At 70.8% G+C, this 13,760-nt stretch carries 5 protein-coding genes; all 5 read left to right on the top strand.

What is annotated here, in order from left to right; translation table 11 throughout:
* Positions 1 to 102: 102 nt before the first annotated feature.
* The 5 genes from F614_RS0102050 (at position 103) to recD (ending at position 13,695) form a co-directional block, all read left to right on the top strand.
* Complete coding sequence (locus tag F614_RS0102050; RefSeq protein ID WP_019558144.1) at positions 103 to 600, top strand: DUF302 domain-containing protein; 498 nt, start codon at positions 103 to 105, stop codon at positions 598 to 600.
* 270 nt (positions 601 to 870) lie between these two features.
* Positions 871 to 4,212: a bifunctional diguanylate cyclase/phosphodiesterase gene (locus tag F614_RS0102045; protein WP_019558143.1), complete on the top strand. Its 3,342-nt coding sequence runs from the start codon at positions 871 to 873 to the stop codon at positions 4,210 to 4,212.
* Positions 4,213 to 4,394: 182 nt separating this feature from the next.
* Positions 4,395 to 7,889, top strand: a complete 3,495-nt coding sequence (gene recC / locus F614_RS0102040; protein ID WP_019558142.1) for an exodeoxyribonuclease V subunit gamma — start codon at positions 4,395 to 4,397, stop codon at positions 7,887 to 7,889.
* The gene (gene recB / locus F614_RS0102035) at positions 7,886 to 11,590 is read left to right on the top strand and encodes an exodeoxyribonuclease V subunit beta (protein ID WP_019558141.1); all 3,705 of its coding nucleotides are present in this window, start codon (positions 7,886 to 7,888) and stop codon (positions 11,588 to 11,590) included. Before recC ends, recB begins: the two co-directional genes overlap by 4 nt.
* A complete protein-coding gene (recD, locus tag F614_RS0102030) occupies positions 11,587 to 13,695 on the top strand; it encodes an exodeoxyribonuclease V subunit alpha (protein ID WP_018867099.1) in 2,109 nt (702 codons plus the stop codon). Before recB ends, recD begins: the two co-directional genes overlap by 4 nt.
* Positions 13,696 to 13,760: the final 65 nt, after the last annotated feature.

The following is a 13,760-nucleotide window of genomic DNA, read 5'->3' as shown; positions in this document are numbered from 1 at the left end:
GCCTAATTCCCCTGGGTGCTGCCTCCAACGTAACGAAGAGGCGGACCATCACGACGATTCCCGCTTGTAGGGAAAGGAGAAATCAAGATGCAATCTAATGTGATGACCACGCGCCATGGTGCGCGGTTCCTCGCGCTTCTGGCGATGCTGGTTGCGCTGGCCTTTGCCGGTGCGGTGCAGGCCGGTAGCCATGGGGGCGAGCGGCCGGACATGGTAAAGGTGACGCCGAGCCCGCATTCCTTCCCGGCCACACTTGCCGCGTTTGAACAGCAGGCGTCCGAGGCGGGCTGGAGCATCCTGAACCGCAACAACATGGCCGGTACGCTGTCGGAGCGCGGTTTCACGATTGATCCGGTGGTGATCCTGGATGTGTGCAGCGGGCGCTACAGCGCGCAGATCCTGGAGGAGGATGCCTTCCGTCCGGTGTCCGCGTTCATGCCCTGCCGCGTGAGTATCTATCAGGATAGCCAGGGCGATGTGTTCATCTCGAGGATGAATGTGCCGGGCTTTCTGCCGATGATGCCGGAAGGTGTGGCCGAGGTGATGGAGAAGTCCTCCGAAGAGATCGAGGTGATCATCGAGCGGACCGTCGCCGAGTAATGTAATCCGGTACAGTCCGGTATTGAACCCCGGTAGAAAGGCCGGTGAGGATCGGACGACGGATGCAGCGGGGCCCGCTTCGGCGGGTCCCATGCTGTTCGGGCCGGGTAGTACATCGGTATGCCGGTGACAACGGATTTGGACAGAGACCTCTTTGCGGGTGCGAATGCCTTTGGCAGTGTCGACTGACGACGTGACAACCATTGAACCAGGCCTTTGGGGCGCCGTGCGGACCGGAAACGGGGCACGGCGCCTTTTTGCGTCTGCCGTATGGGCGGGCGGGTGCGGTCGATGACGGACGCGCGCCGCAGGACCCGTCGCTTCGCGGCCGGCTGGATCGCCGGGGGCTATGTCGTGGTGGGGGTGTTGTGGATTGCCCTGTCCGATGTGGCGCTGGCGTGGTGGGCCGGCGCGGACGTGCCCGACGCATTGACCCGCGCGAACCTGGGCAAGGGCATCGGGTTTGTGCTGGTCTCTGGCGTATTGCTGTACGCGGCGATGCGCTGGCTGCCGGCCTCGAACCCGGAGGCACCGGTGGCGGGGTCCCGTCAGGCACTCGGGCGCTTCGGCTACTGGCCCTGGTTGGCCCTGGCGGCCGCGGTGATCGGGTCGACCGCGGCGGTGGGGCTGGGCGCGTGGCAGTGGCAGGTGGCGGCCGCCGAGACGCAGGCCCGCGAGGACCTGCAACGCGCGGCGTTCCTGAAGGGGGGCGTGATTGATCGCTGGCTGGCGGAGCGTACCGGGGACGCCGTGGTGCTGGCCGAGGCGCGCGGATTCAATCTGTTCGCGGTGACGGCGCTGGAACGGCGCTCGGTGCTGGCGCTGGAGCAGGTGCGTGATCGCCTGGAGCTGATGCGCCGGGCCTATGACTACGACGGTGTTGCCCTGCTGGATGCTAATCGCCAGCCGGTGATCGAACTGGGGCGCAGCGCGCTGGATGAATCGCAGATGGATGCCGTACTGCGCGAAGTGCGGCGCAGCGCGGAGACGAGCGAACCCATCCTGCATGCCGACCCGGACGGACGCCCGCGGATCAGCTGGGCGGTGCCGGTGCGGGATCGCGCGCGGCCGCATGATCCGGTGGTGGGGCTGGTGCTGCTGTCGTCCACGGTCGAGAGCCTGCATCCGCTGTTGACGCTGACGGAGAGCCGGAACGGGCTGGATGCGCAGGCGCATATCGTCGTGCGGGGCGGCGACCAGCGGGCCACGATTGCCCGGATCAGCGCAGCCGGCGGGGTGATCATCCCGGCTCCGGCTGCGTTCCCGCGGCTACGCGAGCGGATCCTGGACCATCCGCGCGACGCGGTGGTGATCGAGCGTTTCGACAACGCGGACAGCCGCTTCTTCGCGGGTGTGCAGGGCCTGGCGCCGGCCGGCTGGGACCTGGTGCTGAAGCGGGATCTCGATGGCGTGCAGCTGGCACCCCGCCAGCAGGCGGTCTGGGCGGCCGGGGCCACGCTGCTGGTCTGGCTGGTCGTGCTGGCGGCCGGCGGGCTGCTGTGGCGCCAGCAATGGCTGCGGCGCAACCTGGCGCTGGTGCGGGCGCATGCCGACCAGGACCGGATGCTGGGGATCTTCTTCGACATGCCGTTCGTTGGTATGGCGATCTCGGGTCCGGGTGGCGAGGGCTGGGAGCGCGTGAACGCCTGTCTGGCGGACATGCTGGGCTATGCCCCGGACGAACTGACGGCGATGGACTGGAACCGGCTGGCGACCCCCGAGGATCGAGGCTGCGAGGCGGAACTGGACGCCGAGATGCGGCGCGGCGAACGCAGCGGCTACAGTGTCGTGAAACGCCTGCTGCGGCGCGATGGCCGGGTGATGGTCGCGGATATCGACGTCAAATGCAGCCGCACGCCCGAGGGTGCGCTGGACCGCGTCGTCGCGACGGTCGAGGACATCACCGAACGGCGCGAACAGGAGGAGCGTCAGCGCCTGGCGTCGGTGGTGTTCGAAAACACCCGCGAGGGGGTGGTGATCACCGATGCCACCGCGCACATCCTGTCGGTGAACCGCGCCTTCACGCAGTTGATGGGATATACCCAGGACGAAGTGGTCGGCCGCACGCCGAAGATGTTCCAGTCCGGCCGCCACGATCAGGCGTTCTACGCGAACCTGTTCCGCGAGCTGCAGGTGAACGGCCACTGGCAGGGGGAGATCTGGAACCGGCGCAAGAACGGCGAGATCTTCCCCGAACTGCAGAGCATCACCGCGGTGCATGACAGCCAGGGTCGGCTGACGCACTACGTGTCGGTGTTCGCGGATATCTCGCGGATCAAGGCCTCCGAGGCGGAGCTCGACTTCCTCGCCCACCATGACCCGCTGACCGAGCTCCCCAACCGCCGCCTGCTGCGCGCCCGCCTGACGCACGGCATCTCGCTGATGCGGCGGCGTCAGGGACACCTGGCGCTGTTGTTCGTGGACATCGACCGCTTCAAGGACATCAACGACAGTCAGGGCCATGCGGCCGGGGATCGCCTGCTGCGCCTGGTGGCCGAGCGGCTGCAGGTGGGGCGCCGCGGGACCGACACCGTGGCGCGCCTGGCCAGCGACGAGTTCGCGGTGCTGGTGGAGAACCTGGGCCACGTGGATGACGCTGCGCTGGTCGCGGAGAACATCATCCGCGAGGTGAGCTACCCCTGTGATCTCGGGAACGGGATGGAGATGGAGGTCACCGCCACGGTGGGCATCGCGGTGTTCCCGGAGCATGCGGCGGATGCCGATACCCTCCTGCAGCAGGCCAGTACCGCGCTGTCGCAGGCCAAGATGGACGGGCGCGGCAGCTATCGCTACTACTCGGACGAGTTCACCCGCGCGGCGCGCGAGCGCATCGACCTGTCCGCGCGGCTGCGCCGGGCGATCGAGCAGGATGCGCTGGAGGTGCACTACCAGCCGCAGTACCACGTCGCGGATGGCCGCCTGCTGGGGGCGGAGGCGCTGCTGCGCTGGACCGACCCCGAGCTGGGCCCGATCTCGCCGGGGCGCTTCATCCCGCTGGCGGAGCAGACCGGGCTGATCGTCGAACTGGGCGGCTGGGTACTGCGCCGGGTGATCGAGCAGGGACACCAGTGGCGCGCCGCCGGGCACCCGCCTCTGCGGCTGGCGGTGAATGTCTCGGCGCTGCAGTTCCAGCGCGTGCCCATCGACCAGCAGGTGGGGCAGTTGCTGGAGGACTTCGACTTTCCGGCGGATCAGCTGGAGCTGGAAATTACCGAGTCGGCGCTGATGGCGGATCCGAGCCGTGCCCGCCGCATCCTGCAGCGCCTGCGCGAGCGCGGGGTCCACTTCGCGATCGACGACTTCGGCACCGGCTATTCCTCCATGGCGCAGCTCAAGCGCTTCCCGGTGGATACGCTGAAGATCGACAAGAGCTTCGTCGATGGCCTGGCCGAAGAAGAGGGCGCGGGCAATGCCGACGACCGCTCGATCGCCCGGTCCATCGTCGGGCTGGGGCATGGCCTTGGACTGAGCGTGCTGGCGGAGGGCGTGGAGACCGCCGAGCAACTGGCCGTTCTGCGCGAACTGGGCTGCGACCACTACCAGGGCTACTACGCCAGCCGCCCCGCGCCGGCGGCCGAGTTCGAGAGCTTGCTGGCGGCGCCGCGCGCGTAAAGCGGGCCCAACCGCCCGGCCTCCGTTGATGCACATTGGGGTGATTGGCGCGACGGAGAGGGTCGCCCGGGAGTGGTAGGGTAGGCGCATCTGGATTGCCCCCCGGCTAACAGGCCTCGCGGGGAGTTCGGGAACCGATCAAGGAGCCGCTGTTGGGGGAGTCGCGCGAGTTACAGCCAGGGATGGTGGTACTGCACGGCAACCACCTGGAGTCGCTGCGTACGCTGGCGGTGGAGTGGATGCGGCGGGCGCCGCTGGCGCCGCTGGAGAACGAGACCATTCTGGTGCAGAGCAATGGCATGGCGCAGTGGCTGCGGCACGCCCTGGCGGCGCCGCCGGATGCCGATCCGCCGGGCTGCGGGATCGCGGCCGCGCTGGACATGCAGCTGCCGTCGCGCTTTGTGTGGTCGGCCTACCGCGCGGTGCTTGGGGCCGATGCCGTGCCGCTGGAGTCTCCCTATGCCAAGCGCCCGCTGACCTGGCGGCTGATGCGCCTGCTGCCGACGTGCCTGGGGCAGGAGGCCTTCGCCCCGCTCGGACAGTTCCTGCAGGACGACGACCCGGGCCAGGGCGGGGACCTGCGCAAGCGTTTCCAGCTCGCCGAGCGCCTGGCGGACCTGTTCGATCAGTACCAGGTGTATCGCGCGGACTGGCTGACCGACTGGGCGGCCGGGCGCGACGTGCTGCGCGACGCCCGCGGGCAGGCGCGCGACCTGGCGCCGGGGCAGCGCTGGCAGGCGGAGCTGTGGCGGCTGCTGCAGGCGGATATCGGCGTCGCGCAGGAGGGGGTGAGCCGCTCCGCGGTGCACGCGCGCTACCTGGATACGGTGCGTACGCTGGAGCGCCGCCCCGAGGGTCTGCCGCGGCGGGTCATCGTATTCGGGATCTCCTCGCTGCCGGGGCAGATCCTGGAGGCGCTGGAGGGGCTGGCGCGCTTCTGCCAGGTGCTGGTCTGCGTGCACAACCCCTGTGAGTACTACTGGGCCGACATCGTGGCCGACAAGGACCTGCTGCGCGCCACCCGGCGGCGCCAGGCGCGCAAGGCCGGGATGCCGGAGGCCCTGGACGAGGCCCAGTTGCACAACCACGCGCATCCGCTGCTGGCCGCCTGGGGCAAGCAGGGGCGCGACTACATCGGGCTGCTGGACGAGCACGATGACCCCGAACACTACGGCCGGGTGCTGCGCACACTGGACTGGGAGCGGGTGGATGTCTTCGAGCCGCACGGCACGCGCGGGCCGGAGGACTGCTTGCTGCATCAGTTGCTGGAGGACATCCGCGCGCTGCGGCCGCTGGCCGAGACGCGGGAGACCTGGCCCGCGATTGCGGCCGCGGACCGCTCCATCCAGTTCCATGTGGCGCACAGCCCGCTGCGCGAGGTGGAGTTGCTGCATGACCGGCTGCTGGAGCACTTCGCGCACGATCCGGCGCTGCGCCCGCGCGACGTGATCGTGATGGTGCCGGATATCGACCAGTACGCCCCCCACATCGAGGCGGTGTTCGGCCAGCCGGAGACCGACGACCCGCGCTTCATCCCGTACACGCTGTCGGATCAGGGGCCGCGCGGGCGCGATCCGGTGCTGATCGCGCTGGAGCAGTTGTTGTCCCTGCCGGAGAGCCGGATGGGCGTCAGCGAACTGCTGGACCTGCTGGACGTGCCGGCGGTCCGGCGGCGCTTCGGCATCGCCGAGGAGGATCTGGCGCAGCTGCATGCCTGGGCCGCGGGCGCGGGGGTGCGCTGGGGCCTGGATGCCGCGCAGCGCGCCGGTCTGGGCCTGCCCGACGGGCTGGAGCAGAACACCTGGCGCTTCGGCCTGCGGCGGATGCTGCTGGGCTACGCGCTGGGCGATCAGGGTCCGTGGCAAGGGCTGGAGCCGTATGACGAGATCGGCGGGCTGAGCGCCGCGCTGCTGGGCCCCCTGGAGACCCTGATCAGCGCCCTGGAGGATGCGTGGGCCTGGCTGCGCCGGGCGCATGCGCCGGAGGACTGGGTCGCGCACCTGAGCGGGCTGCTGGAACAGTTCTTCGCCGCCGAGACCGATGCCGAGTTGTTCACCCTGGAGAAGCTGGGCGAGGCCCTGGACCAGTGGCGGGAGGACTGTGCGGCCGCCGGGTTGGAGGAGGCGCTGCCGCTGGCCGTGGTGCGCGAGCAGTGGCTGGCCAGTCAGGACGATTCGGGCGTGGGGCAGCGCTTCCTGGCCGGGCAGGTGAATTTCTGCACCCTGATGCCGATGCGGGCGATCCCGTTTCAGGTGGTCTGCCTGCTGGGCATGAACGACGGCGACTATCCGCGCAGCCCGGCGCCGGTGGACTTTGACCTGATGGCCCAGGACTACCGCCCGGGTGATCGCTCGCGTCGCGAGGACGACCGCTACCTGTTCCTGGAGGCGCTGCTCTCCGCGCGGCGGCAGCTGCATGTGAGCTGGGTGGGGCGGCATGTGCGCGACAATGAGCCGCGCCCGCCGTCGGTGCTGGTCGGCCAGCTGCGCGATCACCTGGCCGCCGGCTGGGGACTGGCCGGGGTCGACGGGCCCGCGGCCGGCCCCGCCCTGGTGGAACACCTGACGACCTGGCACCCGCTCCAGCCCTTCTCGCCGGTGAACTTCCCGGCGGCCGACGACGACGGTCGGCACTTTACCTACGCCCGGGAATGGGAGGCCGTGCACGACGCGGATCCGGCCCCGGCGGGAGATGTCGATGGCGCGCCCGGGCCGGTGCCGCTGCTGGAGTCGGAGCGCGAGCCGCGCGCGGTCACGTCGGAGGCCCTGACGCGCTTCCTGCGCTTCCCGGTGGAGGCGTTCTTCCGCCATCGCCTGGGGGTGTTCTTCGACGAAGAAGAGGCCGCCGGCGACGACCTGGAGCCGTTCGGCCTGGCCGGGCTGGAACAGTGGCAGGTGCGCCAGCAGCTGGTTGCGGCCGCACTGGAGACGACGGACGACGCAGCCGCCTGGCCGGAGATCCTGCAGGTCGAATCCGCACGCCTGCAGCGCGCCGGCCGGCTGCCGCTGGGGGCGGCCGGCGAGCTGGAACGCGGGGCGATGGTGGACGAGGCCGCGCGGCTGCTGGAGCGCATCGGCGAGCGCCTCGCGCTGTATCCGGAACGCCTGGAGGCCGCACGTCCGCTGCGCCTGGAGCATGCGCACTGGGGCCTGGAGGCGGTGCCGCCCGCGCTGCGCGGCGACGGGCGGGCGCGCGTCTGCCTGGACTACACCGCGAGCCGTATTGCCAATGGCAAGAAGTGGCGCTTCGACAAGCTGATGGCGCCGTGGGTGATGCATCTGCTGGCCAACGCGGGCGAGGGGGATGTGGGCTCCGAACTGGTCGCGCTGGACACACGCCTGACACTCCCCGGGCTGGAGCCGGGCCTGGCGGAGGAACTGCTGGGCACGCTGCTGGAGGCCTGGGCGGCCGGACAGGAGCGCCCGCTGCCGCTGGCCTGCGGCGCCGCCTTTGCCTGGCTGGAGGCGGAGGACGGGCAAAAGGACCCGTATGACGAGGCGCTGAAGACCCTGCGCGGGAACGACTACAGCCCTGGCGAGTGGTCGCGCAGTCCCGCGCTGGCACGGGCCTGGCCGGATCCCGAGACCCTGCTGGCCGATCCGGATTTCGGCTTCTGGCGGGACCGCGTGTACCGACCGGTGTTTGTGGTCGTGAACCAGTCGGAGGTCGCGGAATGACGGCCACCGCGCACAAGCTGGACCTGCTGGCATTGCCGCTGCACGGCAGCCGCCTGATCGAGGCCAGCGCCGGCACCGGCAAGACCTACACCATCGCCGCGCTGTATCTGCGCCTGGTGCTGGGCCACGGCGAGCTGCCCGAGGGCACCAGCGCCCTGACGCCGCCGCAGATCCTGGTGATGACCTTTACCGATGCCGCGACCCAGGAACTGCGCAGCCGCATCCGCGACGCCCTGGCGATCGCGGCGCGGGTGTTCCGCGCGGAGGATCCGGATGCGGTGCCGGGCGTGCAGGACATCCACAGGGAGCTGCGCGGCGAATACAGCGAGGCGGAACGGCCGGGCGCGGCACGCCGGCTGGAACTGGCGGCGGAGTGGATGGACGAGGCCGCGGTGTCGACCATCCACGGTTGGTGCTACCGCATGCTGCGAGAGCACGCCTTCGACAGCGGGAGCCTGTTCACCCAGGACCTGGCAAGCGACCAGCAGGAGCTGCTGGCCGAGGCGGCGCGTGATTACTGGCGCCGCTTCGTTTACCCGCAGCCGCCGGCGCAGCTCGGCCTGTTGCGCAACGCCTTCGGCCCCGATCCCGACACACTGCTGCAGAAGATCCGGCCGCTGGTCGGACATCTGCCCGCGGATGCGGCGGACGCGGAGCTGGAGACCCCGGAGGGTCTGGAGGCCGCGCTGAGACGCAAGCTGGCGCGGCTGGAGGCGATGAAGCGGCCCTGGCGCGAGGACTTCGAGGCGATCAAGGAGCAGTTTGACGCGCTGCGCGGCCCGGTTCTGCAGCCGGGCAAGTACAGCAACCCGGACAAGCTGCTGGGTGCGATGCGCGAATGGGCCGAGGATCCGGGCGCGCTGCGGCCCGGTGGCGTCTCCGGCGACTCCCCGCTGCTGCGTTTCAGTGCGGCCGGCATGCAGGACCGGCTGAAAGGCGGTCAGACGCTGCCGGAGGATCTGCACCCGGCCTTTGCGGGGCTGGACGATCACGCCGAAGTCTGCGTGGATGACCGCGAGCGCCTTTTGCAGGCGGCGGCGCGCCAGGTGGATGCGCGCTTTCGTCAGGTTCAGCGCCAGCGCGCGCAGATGGGCTTCCACGACTTGCTGACCCGGCTGCGCGATGCCCTGGACGGCCCGGGGGGCGAGCACCTGGCCGCGACCCTGCGTACGCAGTTCCCGGTGGCACTGGTCGACGAGTTCCAGGACACCGATCCGGTGCAGTACCGGATCTTCCAGCGCGTCTATCGCATCGACGAGAACCCGCGCGACCTCGGCGTGCTGCTGATCGGCGATCCCAAGCAGTCGATCTACGGCTTTCGCGGGGCGGATATCCATACCTACCTGGCGGCGCGTACGGCCACCGCCGGTCGTCACTACACCCTGGAGCGCAACTTCCGCTCCACCGAGGCCCTGGTGGATGGCGTGAACCGGTTGTTCGGGCATGCCGAGGGCTGGGCGGACGGGGCGTTTCTGTTCCGTACTGGCGCGGAGAACCCGCTGCCGTTCGTGCCGGTTACGGCCAATGGCCGCGCGGAGGTCTTCGAGCAGCACGGGGAGGCGGCCCCGGCGGTCACGCTGTGGTGCCATGACCCCGGCGAGCCGGTGCCCAAGGGCGCCTACCGCGAGCGCATGGCGCAGGCGTGCGCCAGCCATATGGTGGAGCTGCTCAACGGAGGTGTCGCCGGGACCTGCGGTTTTCGCAAGGGCGCGGACCTGACCGGGGTGCGACCGCGTGATATGGCGGTGCTGGTGCGCGGACGCGCGGAGGCCGACGCGATCCGCGCCGAGCTGCGTCGACGCGGCGTGCGCAGCGTATACCTGTCGGATCGCGAGTCGGTATATGCCAGCGACGAGGCGGGGGACCTGCTGCGCTGGCTGCGCGCCTGTGCCGAGCCCACCAGCGAGCGGTTGCTGCGCGCGGCGCTGGCCACCGCGACGCTGGGGCAGTCGCTGGCCGAGCTGCACCGGCTGACGGTGGACGAGCTGGCCTGGGAGGCGCGGGTCGAGCAGTTCCGCGACTACCGGCGCCTGTGGCAGACGCGCGGGGTGTTGCCGATGCTGCGCCGGCTGCTGCACGACTTCGAGGTCCCCCGGCGGTTGCGCGCCACGGCGGAGGGTGAGCGCGCGCTGACCAACCTGCTGCATCTGAGCGAGTTGCTGCAGCAGGCGGCCGCGGAGCTGGATGGCGAGCAGGCCCTGATCCGGCACCTGATGGAGCACCGGAACGGCGACGGCGAAACCGGCGAGGAGCAGATCCTGCGCCTGGAGAGCGACGAGGACCTGGTCAAGGTGGTGACGCTGCACAAGTCCAAGGGGCTGGAGTATCCGCTGGTGTTCCTGCCGTTTGCCTGCAATTTCCGGCCCACGGACGCGAAGAAGGACGTGCCCTGGCGCGACCATCCGCCGCAGGGCGGGGCGCGCTGGGTGTTCCACATGGATGACGCGGTGTACCGGCGGGCCGAGCGCGAACGCCTGGCCGAGGACCTGCGCCTGTTGTACGTGGGCATGACCCGGGCGCGCCATGCCTGCTGGCTGGGGATTGCACCGATTGTCTCGGGAAGGAGCAAGACCAACCATTTCGACCAGACCGCAGCCGGGTATCTGCTGGCCGGCCCCGAGGGCGTGGCGGACGGCGGGCTGGAGGCGGCACTGCGTACCGCCGCGGGCGACGAGCCGGCGATCCGGGTGGGCCCGCTGCCGGAAGTGCGCGACGCTGCGGTGCAGACCGGCGCCAATGCCCCGACCACCGGGCCGGCCCGGCAAGCGCCGGCGCGGCGCTTCGAGCGCTGGTGGGTGGCCAGCTACAGCGCGATTGCTGCGCACGACGACGGTGTGGCACCGGTCGCGCCCGACTCGGCGCGCGAGGATGTGCTGCGCGAGGGCGTCGCGGATGCGGGTCGCGAGGCCGTGGAGTTCCCCGAACTCGAGCCCGAGGCCGGGCCACGCGCGGCCAGCGGGCTGCACGCCTTCCCGCGCGGGCCGGGACCGGGCACCTTCCTGCACGGGCTGCTGGAGTGGGCGGCGGAGCAGGGCCTCGCCGCGCAGGTGGCGCAGCCCGAACGCCTGGCGCGGGAGATCGAAACGCGCTGCGAGCGCCGGGGATGGGGCGAGTGGTCCACGGTGGTCACGGACTGGATGCAGCAGTTGCTGACGGCCGGCTTCCCGCTGGAGGAGGGCGGGACGTTCTCGCTGGGGGGCTTGGCCACGTATCAGCCGGAGCTGGAGTTCCTGTACCCGGCGCGCCGCCTCAGGGCCGGGGATCTGGATCAGGCGGTGCGGGCGCAGATCCTGCCGGGCGAGGGGCGCCCGCCGGTAGGGGACGTGACGCTGAACGGGATGCTGAAGGGCTTCGTCGACCTGGTGTTCGAGCACGCCGGGCGCTATTACGTGGCGGACTACAAGTCCAACTGGCTGGGGCCCTCGGCTCGGGCCTACACCGCCGAGCGCCTGCGCGCGGCGGTGCTGGAGCATCGCTACGACCTGCAGCTGGTGCTCTATACGCTGGCACTGCATCGCCAGCTGGGCGCCCGCCTGCCGGGCTACGACTTTGACCAGCACATGGGCGGCGGGGTCTACCTGTTCCTGCGCGGCGTGGATGCGCCGGGCCACGGGGTGTTCCACCACTGCCCGCCGCGTGCGCTGATCGAGCAGCTGGATCGCTGGATGACGCACGGCGCCGACCGGGAGGGGGTGGCATGAGCGCGGTGTCGCATAGCGGGACGCTGGGGTCCGTGCAGACCCTGATGGTGCTGCTGGGCGAGTGGGAGGCGGCCGGGTGGCTGCGCGGCGTGGACCGGGCCCTGGTGCGCTTTCTGCACGAGCAGGACCCCGGCGCACCGCCGCTGGCGCTGTTGCTGGCGGCGCTGGCCAGCCACCAGATTGGGCGCGGCCATGTGTGCCTGGAGCTGGACGCCCTGCTGCAGGAACCGGATACCACGCTGGCCCTGCCGCCGGAGGGGGAACCGAACGCGCTGGCCCTGCCGCGGCCGTCGTCCGTGCTGCAGGGCGTTTCGGCGACGGCGGTCGCGCAGGCCCTGGACGGGACGGCACTGGCCGGACCGGATGCGGTTGGCTCGACGCCGCTGGTCTATACCGGCGCGCAGGTCTACCTGCGCCGCTACTGGGAGGCCGAGCGCCGTATCGGGCAGGCGATCCGTGCGCGGGTGGCCGATCGCGCGGCCTGGCAGGGCGCGCTGGATACGGCCGCGGCGCGCGAGTGGCTGAACTGGCTGTTCGGCACACCGGCGGACGGCGCCGCCCCGGACTGGCAGCGCCTGGCCTGTGCCCTGGCGGCCGGCTCCGGTTTCAGCGTGATCACTGGCGGGCCGGGCACCGGCAAGACCACCACGGTGCTGCGGCTGCTCGCGCTGCTGCAGGGCTTGCAGGGTCCGGAGGATCCACTGCGTATCCGCCTGGCCGCGCCGACCGGAAAGGCCTCGGCGCGTCTGAATGCCTCGGTCAGCGGGGCGCTGGACCGCCTGGGGCTGGAGACACTGCCGGAGGGCGATGCGCTGCGGCGAAACCTGCCGGCCGAGGTGGTCACGGTGCATCGCCTGCTGGGGGCGCGGCCGGATACGCGGCACTTCCGCCACGGTGCGCGCAATCCCCTGGCGGTGGATGTGCTGGTGGTGGACGAGGCGTCGATGATCGACCTGGAACTGATGGCCAGTCTGGTCGAGGCGGTGCCGCGCACGGCGCGCCTGATCCTGCTCGGGGATCGCGACCAGTTGGCATCGGTGGAGGCCGGCGCGGTGCTGGGCGAGCTGTGCCACCGCGCCGGGGGTGGGCACTACACGCCGGACTCCGTGCAGTGGCTGGAAGCGGTGACCGGCGAGGCCGTGCCAGCGGCGATGCAGGATGCGCACGGGCAGGCCCTGGACCAGCACATCGTGATGCTGCGCCAGAGTCACCGCTTTGGCGCGGACAGCGGGATCGGACGCCTGGCCGCGGGGGTGAACTCGGGCGAGGTTACGGGGTCGCCGCAGGGCGACGATGCTGTGTGGCAGCGGGTGCTCGCCCACCCCGAGGATGCGGCCCTGGTGGATCTGGCAGTGGCGGGGCGCGCGGACACACCCGAGGGCGAGGCGGTCGGGTATGCGGACTACCTGGAAGGCCTGCGCGTGGCCCGGCCGGCCCCCGGGGCGCCGCGCGCCGCCTGGGAGGACTGGGCGCGGGACGTGCTGGCGGCCCACGGGCGCTTTCAGCTGCTGTGCGCGGTGCGGCGCGGGCCGTGGGGGCTCGAAAGGCTCAATCGGCGCATTGCCGGGGCGTTGCAGGCGCGCGGGTTGCTGGAGATGGAGGCCGGCCGTGGCGGCGGGTCAGAGGGGCATGCGCCATGGTTCGAGGGGCGACCGGTGATCGTGACCCGCAACGACTATGCGCTGGGGCTGATCAATGGCGATATCGGCATTGCCCTGGCCGTTCCGGCCTGGCTGGCGCGGGGCGAGCCCGAGGCGACCGGGGATCATGGGGGTCCGGAGGCGGCGGCGCCGGTGCTGCGCGTCGCCTTTCTCGCGGCGGGGGGTCGCGTGCGCTGGGTGTTGCCCAACCGGCTGGAGGCCGTCGAGACCGCCTTTGCGCTGACTGTGCACAAGGCGCAGGGCTCGGAGTTCGAGCATGTCGCGCTGGTACTGCCGGAGGCCGACAGCCCCATCCTGACCCGCGAGCTGGTCTACACCGCGATCACCCGCGCCAGCCGCTGGTTCAGCCTGCTCGAGCCACGCGCCGGCACCCTGGCCGCGGCCAGTCAGCGCCAGATCCGCCGCAGCGGCGGCTTGCGCCGCTGGCTGGACGATGCGCCGTAGCGAATTGCCTGCCGTTGGTATGCAAGGCGAATAATGGCGAGTGCGGTGCTGATGGGTTAGTCTTT

Origin of the sequence: Thioalkalivibrio sp. ALE12, from assembly GCF_000381105.1 — a bacterium.
Lineage (GTDB): Bacteria > Pseudomonadota > Gammaproteobacteria > Ectothiorhodospirales > Ectothiorhodospiraceae > Thioalkalivibrio.
This window is presented reverse-complemented; position numbering and strand designations above follow the sequence as displayed.

Excerpts from the sequence above, each read along its gene's own strand:
- F614_RS0102050 (WP_019558144.1), top strand. The coding sequence starts at position 103 with ATGACCACGCGCCATGGTGCGCGGTTCCTCGCGCTTCTGGCGATGCTG.
- F614_RS0102045 (WP_019558143.1), top strand. The coding sequence starts at position 871 with ATGGGCGGGCGGGTGCGGTCGATGACGGACGCGCGCCGCAGGACCCGT.
- recC (WP_019558142.1), top strand. The coding sequence starts at position 4,395 with ATGGTGGTACTGCACGGCAACCACCTGGAGTCGCTGCGTACGCTGGCG.
- recB (WP_019558141.1), top strand. The coding sequence starts at position 7,886 with ATGACGGCCACCGCGCACAAGCTGGACCTGCTGGCATTGCCGCTGCAC.
- recD (WP_018867099.1), top strand. The coding sequence starts at position 11,587 with ATGAGCGCGGTGTCGCATAGCGGGACGCTGGGGTCCGTGCAGACCCTG.